Annotated in this window: 15 protein-coding genes and 2 pseudogenes; 9 read left to right on the top strand and 8 right to left on the bottom strand. The window is 63.4% G+C overall.

The window, feature by feature from the left end:
• Positions 1–33 precede the first annotated feature (33 nt).
• Positions 34–666 (bottom strand): isochorismatase family protein, encoded by a 633-nt coding sequence (locus KZZ07_RS20815; protein WP_219516881.1) that lies wholly within the window; start codon positions 664–666, stop codon positions 34–36.
• Between the two features lie 62 nt (positions 667–728).
• Complete coding sequence (locus KZZ07_RS20810; RefSeq protein WP_219516880.1) at positions 729–1,595, bottom strand: pirin family protein; 867 nt, start codon at positions 1,593–1,595, stop codon at positions 729–731.
• A gap of 118 nt (positions 1,596–1,713) precedes the next feature.
• Here KZZ07_RS20810 and KZZ07_RS20805 point away from each other — a divergent pair, with 118 nt between their 5' ends.
• Positions 1,714–2,628, top strand: coding sequence for a LysR substrate-binding domain-containing protein (locus KZZ07_RS20805; RefSeq protein WP_219516879.1), 915 nt, complete (start codon positions 1,714–1,716; stop codon positions 2,626–2,628).
• 102 nt (positions 2,629–2,730) lie between these two features.
• Here the strand turns inward: KZZ07_RS20805 and KZZ07_RS20800 are convergent.
• Together KZZ07_RS20800 and KZZ07_RS20795 are read right to left on the bottom strand one after the other, a co-directional pair.
• Positions 2,731–3,147 (bottom strand): annotated as a pseudogene (locus KZZ07_RS20800) (P-loop nucleotide/nucleoside kinase family protein); the annotation flags it as partial.
• 105 nt (positions 3,148–3,252) lie between these two features.
• Positions 3,253–3,454 (bottom strand): annotated as a pseudogene (locus KZZ07_RS20795) (transposase); the annotation flags it as partial.
• Between the two features lie 65 nt (positions 3,455–3,519).
• Between KZZ07_RS20795 and KZZ07_RS20790 the strand changes: the two are divergent.
• Positions 3,520–3,837: an IS66 family transposase gene (locus KZZ07_RS20790; RefSeq protein WP_219516877.1), complete on the top strand. Its 318-nt coding sequence runs from the start codon at positions 3,520–3,522 to the stop codon at positions 3,835–3,837.
• 199 nt (positions 3,838–4,036) lie between these two features.
• Here the strand turns inward: KZZ07_RS20790 and KZZ07_RS20785 are convergent, their stop codons facing one another.
• Positions 4,037–4,780: a response regulator transcription factor gene (locus KZZ07_RS20785; RefSeq protein ID WP_255564498.1), complete on the bottom strand. Its 744-nt coding sequence runs from the start codon at positions 4,778–4,780 to the stop codon at positions 4,037–4,039.
• Positions 4,777–7,152: an ATP-binding protein gene (locus tag KZZ07_RS20780; RefSeq protein WP_219516876.1), complete on the bottom strand. Its 2,376-nt coding sequence runs from the start codon at positions 7,150–7,152 to the stop codon at positions 4,777–4,779. The genes KZZ07_RS20785 and KZZ07_RS20780 overlap by 4 nt, the downstream gene beginning before the upstream one ends.
• Positions 7,153–7,359: 207 nt before the next feature.
• On the opposite strand from KZZ07_RS20780, the gene KZZ07_RS20775 reads away from it, so the two are divergent.
• The 7 genes from KZZ07_RS20775 to KZZ07_RS20745 are packed head-to-tail and all read left to right on the top strand — an operon-like array spanning position 7,360 to position 16,217.
• Positions 7,360–10,092 (top strand): molybdopterin-dependent oxidoreductase, encoded by a 2,733-nt coding sequence (locus KZZ07_RS20775; RefSeq protein WP_255564497.1) that lies wholly within the window; start codon positions 7,360–7,362, stop codon positions 10,090–10,092.
• A 26-nt stretch (positions 10,093–10,118) separates the two neighbouring features.
• Positions 10,119–11,099: a chlorate reductase subunit beta gene (gene clrB, locus KZZ07_RS20770; protein WP_219516874.1), complete on the top strand. Its 981-nt coding sequence runs from the start codon at positions 10,119–10,121 to the stop codon at positions 11,097–11,099.
• A complete protein-coding gene (locus KZZ07_RS20765; RefSeq protein ID WP_255564496.1) occupies positions 11,099–11,854 on the top strand; it encodes a molecular chaperone TorD family protein in 756 nt (251 codons plus the stop codon). The genes clrB and KZZ07_RS20765 overlap by 1 nt, the downstream gene beginning before the upstream one ends.
• Positions 11,855–11,865: 11 nt before the next feature.
• Positions 11,866–12,630 (top strand): ethylbenzene dehydrogenase-related protein, encoded by a 765-nt coding sequence (locus KZZ07_RS20760; protein ID WP_219516873.1) that lies wholly within the window; start codon positions 11,866–11,868, stop codon positions 12,628–12,630.
• Between the two features lie 3 nt (positions 12,631–12,633).
• Positions 12,634–13,746 (top strand): P-loop NTPase, encoded by a 1,113-nt coding sequence (locus tag KZZ07_RS20755; RefSeq protein WP_219516872.1) that lies wholly within the window; start codon positions 12,634–12,636, stop codon positions 13,744–13,746.
• A complete protein-coding gene (locus tag KZZ07_RS20750; RefSeq protein WP_255564495.1) occupies positions 13,747–15,588 on the top strand; it encodes a beta propeller repeat protein in 1,842 nt (613 codons plus the stop codon).
• Positions 15,585–16,217, top strand: a complete 633-nt coding sequence (locus KZZ07_RS20745; protein ID WP_219516871.1) for a DUF2478 domain-containing protein — start codon at positions 15,585–15,587, stop codon at positions 16,215–16,217. The genes KZZ07_RS20750 and KZZ07_RS20745 overlap by 4 nt, the downstream gene beginning before the upstream one ends.
• 181 nt (positions 16,218–16,398) lie before the next feature.
• Here the strand turns inward: KZZ07_RS20745 and KZZ07_RS20740 are convergent, their stop codons facing one another.
• The gene (locus tag KZZ07_RS20740) at positions 16,399–19,497 is read right to left on the bottom strand and encodes an efflux RND transporter permease subunit (protein ID WP_219516869.1); all 3,099 of its coding nucleotides are present in this window, start codon (positions 19,495–19,497) and stop codon (positions 16,399–16,401) included.
• Positions 19,494–20,678: an efflux RND transporter periplasmic adaptor subunit gene (locus KZZ07_RS20735; protein ID WP_219516868.1), complete on the bottom strand. Its 1,185-nt coding sequence runs from the start codon at positions 20,676–20,678 to the stop codon at positions 19,494–19,496. Before KZZ07_RS20735 ends, KZZ07_RS20740 begins: the two co-directional genes overlap by 4 nt.
• Between the last annotated feature and the right edge of the window lie 160 nt (positions 20,679–20,838).

Here is a 20,838-nt window from a genome sequence, read left to right as displayed (position 1 = left end):
GTTCCACATGAGGGGACGCCGCCTTGACCGTGATCAGGCCGCCTTGCTGGCGGGTACCGCGCTGGCCCGGACCTGGCCCACCAGCATCGCCCAATCCATGTCGAGCGCACCGTAGACCTCGCCGGCGACCGGGCGGGCATTGTCGGCCAGGATCTCGACCATCAGGCTTGCACCGTCGGCGACAACAACGCCGGCCTGCGACAGGCGCAGAAGCCCGGTTTCGCGCTTGGTCTGGTTGAACGTGCCCGATGCGTCCATCGCCACATAGGCGTTGTAGCCCTTACGCTGCGCCGTCATCGCCGGGAAGGCGGCGCAGACCTCGAGCGAGACACCCGCGAAGATCAGGTTCTGCTTGTCCGTCGCCTCGATCGCCGCGGCCACGCGCGGATCATCCCAGGCGTTGACCGAGGTGCGGTCGATAAACGCGTTGTCAGGAAGCGCTTCGACCAGCTCGGGAAAGGCGGGTCCCCACAGCGTCTCGGCAGAGGTGGTGGTGGTGACGATCGGCAGACCCAATGCCTTGGCGGCCTTGGCCAGCCCGACGACGTTGTGCTTGAGCTCGGCGACCGGATAGTCTCGCACGCCAGTCATCAGGCCGATCTGGTGGTCGACCAGAACGAGCGCGGTGTTGTCCTGGGTCATGGGTTCGGGATTGATATAGGTCATCTGGATCTCCTTGCTAATTTGAGTGGGCTGGTTGGGGTTTCGGTTCAGGGGGAAAGGGGCGCTCAGCCGACGGAGCCCAATTTGCCGGCAGCGTGAGCGGCGATGACGGCCTCCAGTTGATCCGCGTCACGCATCGCGAACGGGCCCTTCTGCACGAAGGGTTCGCGCAAGGGCGTGCCGCCAAGGAGGACTGCCTGACCGCCTTTGCCGCTCAGCAGGCGGATCTCCTCGGCACCGTGGGTGGCCAGCGCTGCGTCGCTGCTCAGCTGGTGGCGTGTTCCGTCGAGCTCGACCTCTACCTCACCGCGGATGAGATGCAGCCAGGTGGCGTCTCTGGGCTCGGCAGGATGGGTGAACTGGCCGCCCGCTTGCAGGGCGATATCGAGAATGGTGAAGGGCAATGCAGGCGAGTTGGCGCCAATGACACCGTTGCTTTGGCCGGTCATCACCCGCACCCGATGGCCCGGGCCTTCGATCACCGGCATCTCGGTGGCGGCGACATGGCGTGCACTGGGTGCGTCCAGCTTCTGGGCCGCCGGCAGGTTCACGAAGATCTGCAGGGCGTGGGTGCGCGACCCAGGGGTCGGAGCCTCGTCATGCACCGCGCCGCGCGCGGCCTTGAGCCAGTAGAGATCGCCTGGCGCCAGGTCGATGTCATTGCCCAGCGAGTCCCTGTTGCGAAAGCTGCCGGTGCTGTCCTCGAAGAGCACGCTGACCGCAGAGATCCCGGCATGGGCGTGGGGTGCGAAGGTCGGCTCGGTCATGGTGAAGTGATCCACCATGATCAGCGGGTCCATCAGACCGTCGAGCTGGCGGTGGATGAAGCTGAGCGCTTTGAAGCCCGTGCCCCGTGTCATTGTCTCCCCGTGTTGGACCGCAGCGATCGCGGCGCGGGGAGCGTGGGTTCGAAGTCCGTTTTGCGTGGTCATATTCGCCTCCTGTGCTGAATATGAACCTACTGATGAGACGAGGTGCGGAGAACACGTTGATTCCGGAACCCTTCGTTCTGTATTTGGAACGAAAGAAGCAACGGAGATCGGCGGCGCCATGGACCTCAATCACGCCTACTACCTGGTGCATGTCGTTGAGAAGCAGGGGTTCTCAGCGGCGGCTCGGACGCTGGGCATTCCCAAATCGCGGATCAGTCGGCAGGTGAAGACCCTCGAAGAGACCCTTGGCACGCGCCTCCTGAACCGGGATTCACGACACATGTCGCTGACCGAGGCCGGCGAGGCCTACTACCGTCATGCCAAGATGGCGCTGGACTGCATGGTGGCCGCCGAAGCGGCGGTGCGCAAAGACAAGAACGCGCTAGAGGGCGCCGTCACCCTGTCCTGTTCGGTCGGGGTCGCGCAGTTCGCGCTGAGCCGGATCCTGCCGCGCTTCCTGGCCGAGAACCCGCGCGTCGTCCTGCGCCTTCAGGCCTCCAACGATTTCGCAGACATGATCGGAGATGGCATCGACCTCGCCATTCGGGGGCATGTCAAGTTGCTCCCGGACTCCGGGCTGATCCAACGGCGCATTACCGACGTCCCGTGGCACCTGTTCGGCTCACCCGGCATTGCGCAACAGATCGGTGCCGGGGCCTCTCCGACCGATCTCGACGGTCAGCCCGGACTCGCGCTTGGCTGGCGGCCTGGGGGCGGCTCCTGGTCGTTGCAGGGGCCTGGCGAAAGCACCGCCTCGGTTCCGTTCGCAGCCCGGATACGCAGTGACGACATGGTCTCCTTGAAGGAGGCGGCCGCGGCAGGGCTCGGCGTGGTGGCCCTGCCGGCCTATGTCTGCGCCGCGGATGTCGCGGCAGGGCGGCTGAGCCGCCTGCTTCCGGACTGGACCGCTGGGTTGCCGGAAATCAGCCTTCTGATGCACGAGCGACGAGGTAACCCGCCTCAGGTCGACGCCTTCGCCGCCTTTCTGCGCCGCGAATTGCCGGATGTCATGGACGGTGGCGGCAACGGGTAGGGAACAGGCCCTTCAAACCGGGGCGGTTCATGACACGGACACGTCGCTCGCGAGAGTGCCTGGAATGACGCGTTGCCACGCATTGGCGCTGCATCTCGCCGCTCAGGGCGTTGCTTCCGGCCGATGAAGCTGAACATCGAACCCCTCCTCGGGGCGCGGCGGCACGAAGTGGCGGGATATCTGTTGAAACTGCGCCTCGGTGACGGTGAAGGGATGCTCTCCGGTCGCGTTCCGGGCCTTGAGCCGCGCGAGGCAAACCTCCTCTGGCACATCGAGCAGGTGGAGGACATGCGCTGCTTTCGTTTCGCCGAGGGTGCCGCGCATCCAGGACCGGGCGTCCACCGTGTTTGCCTGGAAGTCGAGCACCACAGACAGGCCCGCGTTGAGGAGTTCAGCGACATGCGGTCCTACGACACCACGCAAGAGCGTCATGCAACGCAGGTAGTCATGGGTGGAGCCCAACTGCTCGCCATAGAGCCCCGAGTGCCACTCATCCTCCCGGATCACTACCGTTCCATCCCGGCGCCCAAGGGTGGTGTGTCAATCGGCATTGAACTGTGACCCCATATCGGCGCCCAAAATTGACCCCCTTGGAGCTGAGCTGGCCCGGCGCTGCGTAGTCCAGCCAACCAGCCGCAGAAGACTTTGCACAAAGCACGTCGTTTGCCGAAGCCGCGCCCGAACAGCACTTTCAGAGTGAGGCAGTTTTGATTGCAGCATCGCTGACCCGCTGTTGCCGACCGCGTTTACCGCTCGGTGGTGGTATCCAGGCCATCTCCAGGTCAAACCAGAGCGCAAGCGATCCGCGTCGCTTCAGCGCGTCAATGTAAGCCGACCAGTTCGTGCTCTAGCACTTCGTAGGGGTTCAACGGCTCATGCCTCCCAGATATCATGCTGGATTCAAACAGTGAATCCCGGGCGCGATTTGTGCAACAAAGCCACTTGTTGGTGGTGGTGATCCCGCCCGAATGCTTGATCGCAGCTATGACTGGCGCCGCCCTGGCCAAAGGGAACGCGCTTCCGAAGGCCTGCGTCGCCGAGACCGGGGTGGCGTTGGCGGATGTGGTTGAGGCCCAGAAACGGCTGGGGAGCATCGTCAGGGAATTGCGGCGAGAGAGGTTCGGACGAAAGTCCGAAAGACTCGATCCGAAGCAGTTCTACCTGCCGCTCGAAGTTGTCGAACGCAGGAAAAGGCGCGACGCGCCCTGAAAGGGCAAGGTACTGCAGAGAGAGACCGGCCGAACGCAATCGCGGTCACCTTCCGAAACGCCTGCTCCGGATGGAACGGGGCCTCGTACCGCGTTCGTCGAAGCGGACCGAGGATTTCCACGACACCATACCGCGCAGCCGCGGGACGGCTTTGACGTTTTCCACGCGCCCAGGATTTCACACACTCTGTGCCGACCGGTTATTTCTTCTGGGCTTCTTCAACTTCGGGAACAAGGAGGTAGCCCGCGCGATGGATCGTCACGATCTCAACCGGGAACGCACGGATACGGCCTCGAAGACGGTTGATGAGCACATCAACGGTGCGGTCGCCCGGGGACCATTCGCGCCCGCAGGTGAATTGTGACAGCTGGTCCCGTGTCTGCACCTGTCCTTCGTTCAACAAAAGGGCATGCAGCAGTCGCGTTTCGGCAGGCGCCAGAATGACATGGTGGCCGTCGGTATCGAGCCTGCGGCTGCGCGGGTCGAAGGTCATACCGGCGATCTCGATAATACCGTACTCGGCCGGGTTGGCCGTATCGGAGTGTGCATTCAGCAATTGCCTGATCCGGCTGCTCAGCTCCAATGGATTGAACGGTTTGGTCACATATTCGGTGGCGCCAAGCCCGATCCCCAGAAGCTTGTCCCGCGATTTGTCCATTGTGCTGAGAATTATGACCGGGCAGTCGCTTTCGCTTTTGATCGATTGCAGCAGCAACAGGCCGTCACTGTCTGGCAGGCGCCGGTCAAGAAGGACCAGATCGAAATGCGTGTCGGCCAGCACCTCTTCGGCTTCGCGCGCCGATCCGACAATGACAAAATCGGCACCGGCACCGGCGATGATATCCTCGAGCATCAACTGCACGATCGGGTCGTCATCGATGCATAGAACGGTGGCGCTTTTTGCGCCGGACAGCGGGCGGGCCTGATGCATCCGGCCGGTCATTCCGCGGCCGATGCCGCATTCAGCCGCTGCCAGGACGGGATTTCCGCCAGGTCCCGGTCAAGCGCAGACAGGTGTCCGGCCAGGTTGACGGGATTGCCTTCGTCAAGGCAGTCGGCTTCGAGATTGCGCAGCGCGGCTTCCAATTCGGACAACGCCAGGATCGCGCAACTTCCTGCAAGACGGTGCGCGGACAACGTCAGCACATGCCGCGGGGTATCGGCGGCCCGCAACTGCCGACGAAATTCCGGCCAGTTCGATGCGAATACGTCGATCATCGCCTTGACGGTTCCCGGCGCGAGCCCCTGCAGGCTTTCGGGTTCCTCGCGGCTTGTCGGAGCGGGTGGGACGCTTCGCGCACCCGATCCGAATATGGCCGACGACAGGCTGACCTGACCCGCCGGTTTGGCGAGCACCTCGTCAAACCCTGTAGACCGCCCGACCAGCGCATCGACATTGGCCGTCAGCGCCAGGAACTTGGCCCGGCTGCTTGTCCGTTTCTGCAAATACTGAATCAGCGTCGGACCATCGCCATCAGGCAAAAGGTAATCGACCACATAGACGTCAAACTCGGCCTCAGACGCATGCCGCTTTGCCTCCGCGACGGAGGCGGCGCGGGTGACTTTGAGGCCGATACGCTCCAATTGGTGGGCCGTCACGTTGGCGCCGATAGGGTCGTCATCGATCAGCATGCAGGACTGCGCATGCGGCAATTTGCGGGTGGTCTGGCTCAGATATCGCGGGCGGGTCGGATCCAGAGTTTGGGATTGCAATAGGGGGACCTCGAACCACACCGATGCGCCCTTTTCGAGGTTCTCATACCCGATCCGCCCGTCCATGGCCTCGATCAGATGGTGCGAGATCGCCAAGCCCAGACCCGAACCGCCGTTGCCGGTGTCGCGCGCGGTGGTGTTCTCGAACGGTCGGAACAGGGCGGTCGCGGCATGCTCTGGCAGGCCCGGCCCATGATCGCGCACCTCGAAACGCAGAACGTCGCGGCCCGCCTCAGGTGCAACGCGCCGGATCGCAACGGCAACCCCTTCGCCGTTGTCCGCCTTTTGCGCATTCGACACCAGGTTGCTGAGAACCTGCTGGATCATGCCCCAATCGATATGCGCCGATTTCGGAACATCTGCGCCAATGTCGAATTCAAGCGGTGTCCGGGCGACCTTGCGACCGATGGTGGCGATACGGCTATAGACCCGGAGTTCTTCGAACAGATCCGTGTCTGTCGGGCGCGGTACGGGCGGGTCATTTTCGAATTTCGAGTAATTCAGCACGTTGCTGAGGGTCTGCAGCAAGGCCTTTCCCGCCCCTTCGATCACGTCGAGAAAGATTTCCGAACTGGCTGGATCCGCGGTGCGCAACAGTTCGGCTGCGCCCAGAACAGAGTGCAGGGGGGTACGTATTTCGTGGCTCATCGTGGCCAGAAACCGCGACATGCCGCGCTCTGACTGCTGGGCTTCCTCTGCACAGCGCCGATGTGCGGTGACATCGTTCAAAAGAACCACATGACCAAGCGCCGTGTTCTCGGCCGCATCGTGCAGGGCGCGGGTGCGGACGTCGAAACAGCGCGGCCCGTCCAGCGTGTCCAGCCAGACCGGGTCTTCCGACGCTTCGGCGCTTTGCATGATCTTGTCGACGACCGTTTGCAGCGATCTTTTGCGAAGCCGCATGGAGCGAAGATAGATGATGTCGCCCGCCTGCGCGTCGCGCCCCAGAAACAATTCCGCCGCCGCCTGGTTCGCATTCACCAGATGGCCACCGTGATCCAGAAGAAAGGCCGCGTTTCGCAGGCTCTCAAAAACAGCGAAATACCGGTCCTTGTCCAGCGTGATCGCGCGGGACCGCTCCTGCAGTTCACGAAGGCGCCGGTTGTCGTTGTGGTCGTGCCAGTCCGCACTGATACTGAGTTCGGTGTGGTCGAAGAAGTCGCGCACCCGGGCCGCTTCCTGCGCGGTCACACCGCCGGGCAAACCGGCAAGTTCGGACATGTAAAGATTTCGAAAATGTTTGAACAAGCCGAGGTACATCTGGAGCGTGATCCCTTGCGACCGATGCACCCGGGCGATGAGGCGCATGCGGGAAAATCGCGGATCAGATGCATAGTCAAGCGTCGCGAGCGGACCGTTCGGCGCATCCTCGCTGCTGGCAAGATACGTCCCAAGGGCATCGGTGACGCTGACGACCGCTTCGACCCATGCGGCGCGGATCGTCGTGGTAAAGGGCGCGTAGCCGTTCGATTTGGCGATTTCGATGGATTGATCGACCAAGCGGTCGAGGCGCTGTTCAAGGAAATCCGTCAGCGCCTCTGTACTGCTGTTGCGTCCGAAACCGGACGGCGTGTCTGCTTGCATATCTGTCGGCATCGTCATCCCAGCCCGTCAGGCCCTCCCCCGAGAAGCAACGCTTGATCGCGATAAGACCACCTTATCCCGTTTTCGCAAACCCGGGACGCCGTTTGTTTACAACTCGTTTACATCCGGTAACAACTTTGCAGCCTTTGGCGGCCGCGCCTCCTCTAACCTGTGAGTCAATGATCGACCCACAGAACTGGGCGCATAGTCAAAGGGAGGATGAACATGCTGCGCATGAAGCGTCGTGAGTTCCTGCAAACGTCATCACTTGCCGGTGCCGGCGTTCTGGCCGCGAACAAGGCGTGGTCCTTGAACCGGCTTGAACCCATCGGGGACACCCTGGCCGAGGAATACCCCTATCGCGATTGGGAAGATCTCTATCGCCGCGAGTTCACCTGGGACAAGATCGGAAAGGCCGCGCATTGCATCAATTGCGTCGGCAACTGCGCCTTCGACGTTTATGTCAAGGACGGCATCGTCATCCGCGAAGAGCAGCTGGCGAAATATCCGCAGATCAACCCCAACGTCCCGGACGCCAACCCACGCGGCTGTCAGAAGGGCGCGATCCATTCCGCAGCCATGTATGAAGGCGATCGCCTGCGCTACCCGATGAAACGGGTCGGCGAACGCGGCGAGGGCAAATGGCAGCGCATGGAGTGGGACGAAATCACCGAAGAGATCGCCGACAAGGTCATTGATATCTTCGAGAAATACGGCCCCGGCAAGCTGATGACCCACACCGGGTCGGGCAACCAGTCGATGGTCCGTTTCGCTGCACCCTACCGGTTTGCCTCCCTGGTCGGTGGGGTGCAGCTCGACATCTTTACCGATGTGGGCGACCTGAACACCGGCGCGCATCTGGCCTACGGCAACCCGCTGGAAAGCTTCACCTCGGACGCCTGGTTCGACGCTGACTATATCATGTTGTCGCTGTTCAATCCCAACGCGACCCGTATTCCGGACGCGCATTACCTGTGGGAGGCCAAGTATAACGGCGCCCGCGTGGTCTCGGTGGCGCCGGATTATAATCCCTCGTCGATCCATGCCGATCTGTGGATGCCGATCAAACAGGGCGCCGACCCGTTCCTGGCGATGTCGATGGTCAACGTGATCATCGAAGAGGGCCTCTACAAGGCGGATTTCGTCAAGGAACAGACCGATCTGCCGGTCCTGGTGCGCACCGATACCGGCAAGATGCTGCGCGAGGCGGACCTGGTCGATGGCGGCTCGGACCAGAACTTTTACCACTGGGACATGAACACCGGTGCTGCCGTGATGCTCAAGGGCACGATGGCGTCCGAGGAAAAGACCATTGCGCTTGACGGGGTCGACCCGGCGCTGGAGGGCACCTTCACGGTTGAGGGGATCGGGGTCACGACGGTCTTTGAAAAAGTCCGGGCCGAAGCGGCGAAATACACGCCCGAAGCCACGGCGGCAGACACCGGCATCGCCGCCGACACCGTGCGGAACGAGGCGCGTCTTTTTGCCAAGGCGAAGAAGGCGATCCTGATGCTCGGCTTCAACGTCGGGCGCTATTCCAACGGGCTCTATACCGGTTGGGCGCAAACGCTGATGCTGGCGCTGACCGGGCATGGCGGCAAGACCGGCGGGATGGACACGTCATGGGTCGATTGGAACCATGTCCCTTGGCTGCAACTGGCGCTTTACGGGTTCGAAAAACTCCCACGGCTCGAGCCGGGCGGTCTGGGCGAGTTCCAGCGTGGCCAGATGATCGGGCACGCGCGTGAATACTTCGACGCGGACAAGCTGAAAGAGCGCGTCGGCTTCAACATCGACGAGATGGAAGAGATGATCGACGAGAGCATCCAGGAAGGCTGGATGCCCTATCACGGCGACATGAAGGGGCTGATCTCTATCGCGGACAACAAGTTTCGGCGCAACAAGTTCGCCGACAAGTACCGCGAACGTATCCTGCACGAGGTCGAAGAGCTTTTTGTCGACATCAACGTGCGCATGGACAGCACGGCGCAATGGGCGGATTACCTGCTGCCCGCTGCGAGCCACTATGAAGCCTGGGATCTGCGTGGGGTCGGCTACCACCGCTTCATCAACGTGTTCTCCAAACCGGTCGATCCGATTGGTGAGGCGAAGCCCGACTGGGACATCATGGAGTTGCTGACCCGCAAGATCCAGGAGCGGGCCATAGCGCGCGGGATCGAGGGGTATCCCGATGGTGATGTGAGCCGTGATCTCCACACCATCCATGACGATTTCACCATGAAGCAGACGATCATGACGGACTACGACGCCACCAAGTGGCTCGTGGACAACAGCCCCGAAATGGGAGGCGTGTCGCTGGAGGACGCTGCCGAACAGGGCTTTATCGTGATGACCGCCGAGGGGGGCAGCAACCAGCCGATCCCGGTGGACGAGCCCTATAACCCGTTCGTCGCGCAAACCGAGGACAAGAAACCGTACGACACCCTCACGGGGCGGGTCACCTTCTATTGCGACCATCCGACATTCGAGAAGTTGGGCGCAGTGGTGCCCACGGCGCGGCATCATGCCGGTGCGGCGGCCTCGAACTATCCACTGTCCTTCTACTCGCCACACACGCGATGGGGCATCCATTCCAACTGGCGGTCGAACAAGTTCATGCTGCGGCTGCAGCGGGGCGAGCCCAATATCTACATCAATCCGAAACTCGCGGCGCAAAAGGGCATCGCGGACGGCTCGAAGGTGCGGATCTTCAACAGCGCGGGCGAGTTCTTTGCCCAGGCCAAGTTCTATCCCAGCATACCCGAAGGCTCGATCATGATGGAGCACGGCTGGGAGCCGCATCAATACGAGCAGTGGAAGCCGATGAACAACACCATGGCCACGCTGATCCAGCCTTTGGAACTGGCGGGCGGATGGGGGCATCTTGGCTTCAAGCTCTTCAAATGGAACGCAAACCAGCTCGCGCATGAAAGCAGCGTTGACGTGGAGCCGGCGTAAGAGCCGCGTGAGAGGGAGGAATAGATATGGCCGTGAAACGTCAGCTCAGCATGGTTCTGGACCTGAACAAATGCATCGGGTGCCACACCTGTACATCCGCTTGCAAACTGCAGTGGACCAACCGCAACGGTCGGGAATACATGTACTGGAACAATGTCGAGACCAGGCCCGGCACCGGGTATCCGAAGAACTTTCACGAAATGGGCGGCGGGTTCGACCAGGATGGCGCTTTGCGCCTGGGAAAGGAACCCAGCGCCGAAGACTACGGCGTTCCCTGGGAGTACAACTACGAAGAAGCCCTGATGACCGGCACCGACCCCTGGCTGCGCCCCAATGTCAAACCGACATGGGGGGCGAACTGGGACGAGGACGAGGGTGAGGGCCACTATCCGAACTCGTACTATTTCTATTTGCCGAGGCTCTGCAATCACTGCGAAAATCCGGCCTGTCTTGCCGCCTGTTCGCGCAACGCGATCTACAAGCGTCAGGAAGACGGTATCGTCCTGATCGACCAGGAACGCTGTCGCGGCTATCGCTATTGCGTGTCCGCCTGTCCTTACAAGAAGGTCTATTTCAACGAGGAAATCTCGAAATCCGAGAAATGCATCTTTTGCTATCCGCGCATCGAGAAGGGCCTGCCCACCGCCTGCGCGAAACAATGCGTCGGCCGGATCCGCTGGATTGGCTATCGCGACGACAAGGACGGGCCGATCCACACGCTGGTGGATAAATACAAGGTCGCCTTGCCGCTGTATCCCGAGATGGGGACCAAGCCCAACGTCTTCTACGTGCCGCCCCTGTCGCCGCCGAAAATCGACGAGGCCGGAGGTGCGATGGCCGAGTCCCGCGTGCCGCTGGACTATCTCGAAAGCCTGTTCGGGGACGGGGTCAGCGCGGCGCTGGACACGATCACCGCGGAGCGGGCCAAGAAGGCCGAGGGCGGCGAGAGCGAGTTGATGGACACGCTGATCGGCTACCGTCACGCCGAAATGTTCAAGCTAAGCTGATGTCGGTCGCGGTAACATCACGCCCTCCGATGGGCGACAGCCCCGGGCGGGCACGGGCCAAGGAACGCATCTGGCGCCTGGCGGCGCTGGCCTTCGGGCATCCGTCCGAGGAGTTTTTCGACGCCGTCGCCTCGGGGCAGTTTCACGAGGCGTTCAGCGACGCCTGGGCTGCTGCGACCGGCGCGCCCTGGCCCAGACTGCCCGCCTCGCCGGATTTCGCCAGCTTCGAGGCGGGATACATCACCGCCTTCCTGCATGGCCGTGGGGGCAAGCCTGTCGCCGCCCTGCTGGCCGGTGACCATGACCACATTCTGGCCGGTTTGACTCGGCCGGTCTTCATGCTGAATGTCGCGGCCTTCTACAAACATTTCGGGTTGAAGGCGGCCACCGGCGACGAAGGCAAGAACGACGAGCCCGACCATCTGGCCAGCATGCTGGAACTGATGGCGGTGCTGTGCCACTTCGAGGCGACCGCGCTTGCCAAGGGCAAGGATGCCTCGGGCTATCGCCGTGCGCAGCGCGATTTCCTGTGCCGCTATCTCGGCCCCACGCTGGAGGCCGTCGCCGGTCTGCTGCGGCGCGATCCGGTCAGCCTGCTGGACCCGACGATCGGCCAGCTTGTACAGGACATGAGCGCCTGGGCAGAGGTCCAGATCAACGAATTAGAGGTCAGGGTCGGCCCGTTTCACGACCCCGATGCGCCCAAAACCAGCAGCGCCCCCACCTCTTCGGCGGCACAAAACCTCTGGGGATAAGGAGAACCAATATGCGAAGAACGATCGCGACCCTGACCGCATTTGCCATGCTTTCGACTCCGACCCTGTCTGCAGCCCAGTCCATGGCCGAAGCGAATGTCAAACTGATCGAGGCCTATGACACCGTAAAGGTATCCACCATTCCCGATGGCATTTACCTGCGCACCGTCAACGACCCGGACGATATCATCTGGGAGCGGTTGCCCGAGTACCGCGTTGCCATGTCACCGGCCCCGGCGGTGCATGAATCGGTAGAGCTGAGGGTCAATTACGACGCCGAGGTCAGCTATCTCAACATGACATTGGCCAAGACGTCAGAGCGGTTCTATGTGCGGCTGCGCTGGGTGGATGACACGCGCGATACGGCCACTGCCTTTGACCGGTTCCGTGACGGCGTCGCGGTGCAGTTTTCTCTCGGCGATGACGAGACATCCTACATGATGGGAGACGGCCCCGACAGCGCGGTGAATATCTGGTATTGGCGCTCTGGCGAGGATGCGGTGCAGAACCTCGCGGCAGGCGGTCCCGGCAGCACGACGCTGCTGGAGGAACAGCCGGTCAGCGGTGAGAGCCAATACTTCGACAAAGACGGCGATCCGAACGAATGGACGGTCGTGATGTCGCGCCCGATCAAGGCTCAGGGCGCGCACAATGTTTCGCTGGACCGCGACGTGGTGCCGATGGCTTTCGCTCTCTGGCAGGGGGCCGAGAAACAGCGCGACGGGCTGAAAAGCGTGTCGGAAGGCTGGATCATGCTCGACATGGCATCGGAGTAAGCCATGGATTTCCTGACCCCTGAAGAAAAGGCAAGTGTGCCCAAGACCGATTGCGGATTGGGCCACGCCTGCCAGTTCTGCCCGAAAGAAGACAGCTGCACGCTCGACAAGCCGTACCACAACAAGGTTCTCATCGAACGCCGGCTACAGGAGATCGACCAGATCATTGTTGTTCTGGCCAACAAGGGCGGTGTCGGAAAAAGCACGGTCAGCGCCAATCTGGCCGCCGGGCTGGCGCGGAACGGATTTCGCGTCGGCGTGGCGGATGCCGATATCCACGGCCCCAACCAAAGCCGGTTTTTCGGCTTTGCCGGCGCCAAGATCCGCACCACCAAGTCCGGATTGCAGACTCATGGCTTTATGGCCGAAGGTATCTCGCATCCGGTCGAGGTCGGCTCCCTGGCCTTCATGCTCGAAGACGACACCACCCCGATTGTCTGGCGCGATGCCTACAAGCATGATTTCATCCACCATCTGATCGGCAGCTTCGATTGGGGATCTTTGGACTTTCTGGTGGTCGACATGCCCCCGGGCACCGGGAATGAGCTGATCACCCTGTGTGACATGCTCGAAGGCAGCAACGTCTCGGCGGTTCTGGTGACCTCGCCGCAGGCGGTGGCCCAGATGGACAGCCTCAAGGCCGGGCGGTTCTGCCGCGAGCGTGGCCTGCCTGTGATCGGGGCTGTGGTGAACATGGCAGGCGTGCAGTGCCCGAATTGTCACGAAGATTTCCATCTGTATCCCGACGCAGGCGTCACGGAGGCCTTGGCCAAATTCGACATCGAAAAGATCGCCGAAATTCCCCTGTCGCCCGATCTCGCGCTGGGATCGGACCGTGGCGAGCCAGTTGTGACCGCGATGCCTGACGGTGTGGTGGCCCGCGCCTTTGACCCGATGATCGAAGCGGTCTCCGCGCTGGGCCGTGAGGGGTTTCACCAGGCGATCGCCGCAACGATGCAGGACGTGTTTGCCGAGAATCTGGACGATTCAGACCTGCAGGAGGCTTTGGCGGCATTGCCACAAAACGATGCGCTGAGCGCCGGGCTTTCAGAGCTGCTGAACCAGGAGGCGACCAGATTGAAACAGGCCTCGCAACCAACAAAGGGTGGCGGATAAATGGACGGAGCAGTTGAAACGGTTTCGCGTCGCGGGTTGTTCCGCGGCAACTTTGGGGCACGCCCCGAGGCGGCACAGGGGTGGTATTCGGTCGACGGCCTGCCCGCCGGGGCCGACGACGTGTTCTGGGACGGCTGGGCGGATGAGGTCGGCCTCTTCGTGGTCGGCGATCACGGCGCGATCAACCACTTCGATGGCGAAGACTGGGTTCGGCTGTCCTGTCCGGCGCCCGTGCCGATCCATGCGCTATGGGGCACGGATCGGACAAACCTCTGGGCCGTTGGATGGATGGGTCTGATCTTGCACTATGACGGAGAGGACTGGCGGCAGGTGCGCGGCTGCGTTGTCGACGCGGGCGATAAATATGCGTCGGTCGACGAGAATACCCCGCTCTTCGCCATTTGCGGTAACGCGGACGGGCAGGCCTGGGCGGTGGGGGATCGCGGCAGGATCCTGCATTTCGACGGGGCGGATTGGTCGGTCGAAGACGCCGGTACGCGCGCCCATTTGCGCGCTGTCATTGTCCTGGAGGATGGACGCGTGATGGCCTCTGGCGGCGATGGCACGGTGGCGATCCGCGATCTCAAAGGCAGCTGGCAGGCGCTCGATTGCCCGGTGGTCTCCAATTTCACCACGGCGATTGCCTTGCCCAGGGGGCGCGCTCTGCTGGCCGGGGGGCGCTATTTCATTCAGGCAAACGGGTTTCGCGGCGATCTTGTCCTGTGGGATGGCGAGGGCTTCGACAAGCTTTTCGCCGACATGGAATTCAGCCGCTTCCGGGCCTTGGGCCAGACCGGCAAGGGCCTTCTGGCGCTTGGGGATGCAGGGCAGATCCACCTGATCCGCGAAGACCGCGCCGACCGCCTGCAAAGCGGCACGGGGCACGACCTGTTGGGCCTTGTCGATCTGCCCTCGGGCGAGGTCATGGCGGTCGGCGATTATGGCAGTCTTTTGGTTGGCGACAGCGCGGCGCTGACCTGTTTCGCGCCCGCCATCCAGCCCGGCGAAGACCCGGCGAACTGGTCCGCGATGGAGAGTGGTACCGACCGCCAGCTTTGGGGCATCTGGCACGATCCCAAGCAGGACATGCTGTTTGCCTGCGGCGAGGAAGGGACCGTGCTGGCCCTTGATCGCGGCAAATGGGAGGCGCTGCCCCCGGCCGGCGCGCTAGGTATCCACGACCTCGCCCGCGCCCCGGATGGCGGATTGCTGGCGGCGGGTCAGCTGGGCGAAATCCACCATTTCGATGGCACGACCTGGAGCAAACATTTCGACCTGTTCATGGATGTCACGATCCTGTCGATGTGGTCCGATGGCTGCGGGCAGATCTTTGCCGTCGGTGACGAAGGCCTTGTCCTGCATTGGGCGGGCGCAAATTGGGAGCGTATGCCCTCTGGCACCAAGAGCGCGCTTTATGGCGTCTGGGGCATGGATGCCGAGCATCTGCTGGCCGTCGGGGACTTTGGCCAGGTGATGCGGTGGAACGGCACGCGCTGGGACGAGTTCAACGCCGGAACCGAACATTTCCTGTTCGATGTCTGGGGGCGGTCCCTGAGTGATATTTTCGTCGTCGGATTGTCCGGGACAATCGGCCATTTCGACGGGGCGCGATGGCATATCACCCCGGCGCGGGCGCGGAATGACCTGTTGGCGCTGACCGGGACCGACACCGACGTCGTGGCCGTTGGTGCCGCAGGGGCTGCGGCCCGGTTCGACGGTCATCGCTGGCATATGGACCCGACCGGAACAACCGCCGGCCTCCGGGCGGTCGCTGTGGATGGAGCGGGCCGGTATTTCGCCGCGGGGGATGGCGGGACGATCCTGTTCCGCGACGCTGAATGAGCGCCTATGCGCGAATGTCGGGGCGCGCGACCTCGGAGGCACACCAGGGTAGGCGACCGCTGCTGGGGTACATCCGGTCTGATGATCGCGGTGTCGGCGACATGGTTCTGAGCAATGTTGCCGAACGGTTGATCGCGCAGGGAGTCCGGGTTCACGGCGCCATTCAGGTCAACCGTGACCGGAGCGACGGGCAGCGGTGCGACATGGACATCAGAATCCTGCCGGAGGGACGGGAAATTCGCGTTTCGCAAAGTCTCGGCCTTGGCGCGCGCGGGTGCCGGTTGGACAGCGGCGCCCTGGAGACCGCCGTCGCCAGCGTTGGCGCGTCACTCGGTCCAAATGCGGATCTGCTGATCGTCAACAAGTTCGGCAAGCAAGAGGCCTGCGGTGCAGGTTTTCGTGTGTTGATCGGCGATGCCATCACATATGGCGTGCCGGTCCTCACCTGCGTGAATGCGCTGAACCAAGAGGCATTTGACCGGTTCGCGGCCGGGCTGCAGGTGCGGTTGGACGCCTGCGAAACCGCGCTGATCAACTGGTGCCACACCTTCCGGAAAACCCCTTGGCCAAGGGGTGATGCTCATTTGGATGTCGCCCGGAATGATCCAGCCGCCAGCAGAGCACCGTGACGAGCAGTCCAACGGTCAGGCCTTCGCCACAGATTCACACCTGATCACTGCGCATGAGCCACATCACGAACAGCGGATGCTGATCATGATGTGGCGACTGTCCCCGCCGGCAGCGAGCTTGGCCCTGTTGGGGGCCGAGCCGCAGAGGATCTTCAACGCAAGACGCAGCTGGCCTGATCTGTCAGGTCAGCGCTTGTTCCAGTTCGGTTTCGAGCTGGCGCATGGCCTGAACGCGCGGCTGTGAGAAGCGGGCCAGCAGCAGGTAGGCCACGGGCGTCAGGAAGAGCGTCGAGAAGGTGGCCAGCCCCAGCCCGCCGACGATGACCCATCCCAGTGCCTCGCGCGCCTCGGCGCCCGCGCCTGCCGACAGGATCAGAGGCACACCGCCCAGTACGGTCGAGGTCATGGTCATCATGACCGGGCGCAGACGGATGGTCGACGCGTCGAGGATCGCGTCGCGCACCTCGGCGCCGCCGTCACGCAGCTGGTTGGCGAATTCGACGATCAGGATACCGTTCTTGGCCATGATCCCGATCAGCATCACCAGCCCGATCTGGCTGTAGACGTTCAGGCTCAGCCCGGTGAAGAGCAGCGCGAAGGCGGCACAGGCCAGCCCGATGGGCACCGTCACCATGACAACGATGGCCGAGATGAAGCTTTCGAACTGCGCTGCCAGCACCAGCAGGACCACCGCGATGGCAAAGCCGAAGACCAGCACCAGCCCCGAGGCCGTCTGATCCAGCGTCGCGGCCTCTGCCAGCGGGACGATACGGTTTTCCTCGGCCAGGATCTCGTCCGCCAGCGCCTGCACCTGGGTCATCGCATCGCCAAGCGCCAGGGCCGGCGTCAGCCCGGCCGAGATCTCGACCGAGCGGTTCTGGCCTTCGCGGTCCAGCTCTGGCGCGATGGCGCGCTCTTCCAGCCGGACAAAGCTGGACATGGGTACGGTCTGGCCGTCCGCCGTCTGGACAAAGATGTTCTTGAGGTCGCTGGGATCGTCGACCGGGTTCGAGGTCGACAGCATCTGGATGTCATAGCTGCGGTCGTCGATAAAGACCGAGCCCACTGTGCGCCCGTCCAGGACCGCGCGCAATGCGTCGCCCAGTCCCGCGATGTCGATCCCGAGGTCAGAGGCGCGCTCGCGGTCGATCTCGATAAAGAGCTGCGGCTGCGTGGTCTCGTACTCCAACCGGACCTGCCCGAAGGCCGGGTTCTCCTGCATCCGATCCACCAGCCGCTGCGAAACATCGGCAAGCTGCGCGTAGTTGTCGCCGGTGATGGCAAAGGACAGGCCACGACCCGCGCCCCGGATGCCCAACGAATTGGGCTGGATGGCAAAGGCCCGCACGCCGATCACGCCGCCGAGCTTGCCGTTGATCTCTCCGACGATCTCGTCCTGACTGCGCTCGCGCTCGTCCCAGGGGGCGAGAGAGAAGACCATGAACCCCCGGTTGTCGGACCCGAAGCCGGTGATGGAAAAGATGTTGGTGACTTCCCCGGTGTCGCGCAGCGGTTCGATCAGGGCCTCGATCTCGTCCATCTTGGAGGTGGTGTATTGCAGAGAGACGCCCTGCGGTGCGGAGACGGACAGCAAGGCCACCGCCCGATCCTCGCGCGGGGTCAGTTCCTGCCGGATGCCGCCGGCGACAAAGACCGCCGTGGCCGAAAAGAGCACCGCCACCAGCAGCACGACGAAGGGTATCGCCAGCGCCCATTCCAGCGTCCATTTGTAGAGCGCGCCCAGCCGGTTGCCCAGCCAGACGAAGGGGCCGCGCGGGTTCGGGTTCGGCTCTGCCGTCAATAGGCGGCTGGCCAGAACGGGGCAAAGCGTCAGCGCCACGACCGAGGACAGCAGCACCGCCATTGCCAGGGTAAAGCCGAATTCGCGGAACAGCCCGCCTGCCTGGCCCGGCAGGAAGGACAGTGGCACAAAGACGGCGGCCAGCGTGGCCGTGGTCGTCACCACGGCGAAAAAGACCTGCCGCGTGCCCAGCACGGCGGCGGCGCGGGCGCCCATGCCCTCGCTTCGGCGTCGGACGATATTTTCCAGAACGACGATCGCGTCGTCCACCACCATGCCGGTGGCCAGCACCAGCGCCAGCAGCGTCAGGATGTTGACCGAAAATCCCACCATGTAGATGGCCGCCACGGTGCCGATCAGCGCCACGGGCATGGTCAGCCCGGGGATCAGCGTGGCGCGCGCGTCGCGCAGGAACAGGAAGATCACCGCCACCACGATCGCCGTGGCAAGGCCAAGGGTCTTGAGCACTTCCTCGATCGAGCCGCGAATAAAGACGGCGTCGTCGGAGGTGACAAAGATCGAGATGTCATCGGGCAGGGTCTGGTCCAGCTCGGCCACAACCGCGCGCACCGCCGAGGAGATTTCCAGCGTGTTCGACGTCGCCTGACGGATGATGCCCAGGCCGACGCCGGTCTGGCCATTGGCGCGCAACACGGTCTCGTTCGGGGCAGGGCCCAGGGTCACGGTGGCCACGTCGCGGATGTGGACATTCTCGGCGATTTCGAGATCCTCGAACTCGGTGGTCGTCGCGACGGTGGCGGTGGTCCGCACCGCGATGCTCTGGCTGTTGCCCGACAGGTCGCCCGCCGGTGCGTCAAAGGCCACGTCCGCCAGCGCCCGGCGGACGTCCGCCAGCGTCAGGCCGCGTGCGGCCAGCGCCGACTGGTCGATGTCGATGCGAAAGATCGGGTCGCGGTCGCCGTAGATCTGCAGGTCGGCCACGCCGTTGACCGACAGCAAGCGGTCCTCGACCCGCTCTTGCACGATCCGGGTGAGGTCCTGCGGAGACCGTCCGGCAGAAGTGACGGCGATGCGCACGACCGGCTGGGCATTGGCGTCGGCCTTGACGATCTCGGGCGTCTCGGCGCCGTCCGGCATCTGGTTGGCGATCCGCGCCACCGCGTCGCGCACGTCGGTTGCGGCGACGTCCAGGTCGACGTCATCCTCGAATTCCAGCGTCACGCGCGACCGTCCGAAACGCGAGTTGGAGGAAATCGAGCGCACGCCGGCCACGCGGCCCACGGCGCCCTCGATGCGGCCCGTCACCTCCTGGTCGACGCTTTCGGGGGAGGCGCCGGGGAATTGCGTGGTGACGGTGACGACGGGGCGGTCGACGTTGGGCAGTTCGCGGATCTCGACGCCAAAGACGGCGGCCAGCCCGGCCAGAACGATCAGGGCCGAGAGGACCAGCGCAAGGATCGGGCGGCGGACAAAGAGCGCGGTGCCGGACGCGGAAACGGCTTCAGAGGTTTCCTTCATCGCGTGACACTCGGCTTGGCGGTCCCGGGACGGGCGGCGGGGATCATGGCGCGGGCCTCGGTGCGGCCGGCGATGGCCACCTCGGCGCCGGGCCGCAGGGTCTGGACCCCCTCGGTGACGACCAGGTCACCGGGGGCCAGATCGCCGTCCACCAGAACGCGGTCGGCGTCGCGCTGACGGATGGTGACGGGAACGCGCTGCGCCTTGTCCTCGCGTACCGCCCAGACGTATGAGCCTTCGCTGGACCACTGCACCGACAATGGGTCGACGGCGGCCAGCGTCTCGCCGGGAAAGCGGATTGTGACGGTAAAGGCCATGCCAGCGCGCAGGTGGTCGTTCTCGTTGGCAAGTCGGCCCTGCACCCGCAGGGTCCGGCTGTTGCGGTCGACGACGTTGTCGACGGCGTGGACGGTGCCAGTCAGCGGTTCCGCCCCCTCGGCGCCGAGCAGGCGCGCCTCGATCGGCATACCCGGTTCGACCTGGCTCACAACCCGTTCGGGCACGCGGAAATCCACCAGGATCTCGGACCGGTCGGTCAGGGTGGCGATCACATCCGTGGGCGACAGTCTCTCGCCAATGGCCACGTCCACCAGGCCGATCCAGCCGGAAAAGGGCGCGCGGACGGTGCGCAGAGACAGGGCGAACTCTGCCTCGCTCAGTTCCAGCTCGGCGGTTCGCAGGCGCAGTTGCGCCTCGCGCTGGCGCACCTCGGTGACGGACCCGCCGTCCTGGAGCCGCGAGAACCGGCTGGCCGCATCGCGGGCGTCTTCCAGCAGCAGGCGCGCGCGTTCCACGGCAATCCGCTCTGCCTCGTCGTCCAGCCGCAGGATCACCGCATCCTTGTCGACAAATCCGCCGGTTTCCAGGGCCACCTGAACGACCTCGCCGCTGACCTCTGTCCGCAGTGCCGCGCTGCGCAGGGCGCGGACGTCGCCGATGGCATCGACGCGGTCATTTGTCGTGGCCTCTGTCACCGCGGCCACGACGACCTTTGCCGGGCCACGCGGGCCAAAGCCCCGACCGGTGTTCGAGGCATCCGCCGCCGCGGCTTCGATCCCCAAAAGGCCGGTCACGCCGGTCCGGTCCAGAAAGGACGCAGCGCCGGGCACGTAGTTCACCCAAAGAAAGACAGTCACGATCAGGATCGCGGCAGACAGGATTACTTGTTTCAGGAAACGCATGTTCGATCCGTTCTAAAGAGCTGCGAGCAGGGCAGCCATGTCGGCTGGATACCATTTCGCATCTCTTTGACCTTTCGTATAGTCGTTCGCAAAGAAAGACGTCCGGAACGGCTTTCACAGGGTTCCCATGCTTACATAGTTGCCAATCGACGCCTGTCCG

It is taken from the genome of Mameliella sp. CS4, assembly GCF_019392335.1.
Lineage (GTDB): Bacteria > Pseudomonadota > Alphaproteobacteria > Rhodobacterales > Rhodobacteraceae > Antarctobacter.
This window is presented reverse-complemented; position numbering and strand designations above follow the sequence as displayed.

Excerpts from the sequence above, each read along its gene's own strand:
- KZZ07_RS20815 (WP_219516881.1), bottom strand. The coding sequence starts at position 666 with ATGACCTATATCAATCCCGAACCCATGACCCAGGACAACACCGCGCTC.
- KZZ07_RS20810 (WP_219516880.1), bottom strand. The coding sequence starts at position 1,595 with ATGACCACGCAAAACGGACTTCGAACCCACGCTCCCCGCGCCGCGATC.
- KZZ07_RS20805 (WP_219516879.1), top strand. The coding sequence starts at position 1,714 with ATGGACCTCAATCACGCCTACTACCTGGTGCATGTCGTTGAGAAGCAG.
- KZZ07_RS20790 (WP_219516877.1), top strand. The coding sequence starts at position 3,520 with ATGCTGGATTCAAACAGTGAATCCCGGGCGCGATTTGTGCAACAAAGC.
- KZZ07_RS20785 (WP_255564498.1), bottom strand. The coding sequence starts at position 4,780 with ATGACCGGCCGGATGCATCAGGCCCGCCCGCTGTCCGGCGCAAAAAGC.
- KZZ07_RS20780 (WP_219516876.1), bottom strand. The coding sequence starts at position 7,152 with ATGACGATGCCGACAGATATGCAAGCAGACACGCCGTCCGGTTTCGGA.
- KZZ07_RS20775 (WP_255564497.1), top strand. The coding sequence starts at position 7,360 with ATGCTGCGCATGAAGCGTCGTGAGTTCCTGCAAACGTCATCACTTGCC.
- clrB (WP_219516874.1), top strand. The coding sequence starts at position 10,119 with ATGGCCGTGAAACGTCAGCTCAGCATGGTTCTGGACCTGAACAAATGC.
- KZZ07_RS20765 (WP_255564496.1), top strand. The coding sequence starts at position 11,099 with ATGTCGGTCGCGGTAACATCACGCCCTCCGATGGGCGACAGCCCCGGG.
- KZZ07_RS20760 (WP_219516873.1), top strand. The coding sequence starts at position 11,866 with ATGCGAAGAACGATCGCGACCCTGACCGCATTTGCCATGCTTTCGACT.
- KZZ07_RS20755 (WP_219516872.1), top strand. The coding sequence starts at position 12,634 with ATGGATTTCCTGACCCCTGAAGAAAAGGCAAGTGTGCCCAAGACCGAT.
- KZZ07_RS20750 (WP_255564495.1), top strand. The coding sequence starts at position 13,747 with ATGGACGGAGCAGTTGAAACGGTTTCGCGTCGCGGGTTGTTCCGCGGC.
- KZZ07_RS20745 (WP_219516871.1), top strand. The coding sequence starts at position 15,585 with ATGAGCGCCTATGCGCGAATGTCGGGGCGCGCGACCTCGGAGGCACAC.
- KZZ07_RS20740 (WP_219516869.1), bottom strand. The coding sequence starts at position 19,497 with ATGAAGGAAACCTCTGAAGCCGTTTCCGCGTCCGGCACCGCGCTCTTT.
- KZZ07_RS20735 (WP_219516868.1), bottom strand. The coding sequence starts at position 20,678 with ATGCGTTTCCTGAAACAAGTAATCCTGTCTGCCGCGATCCTGATCGTG.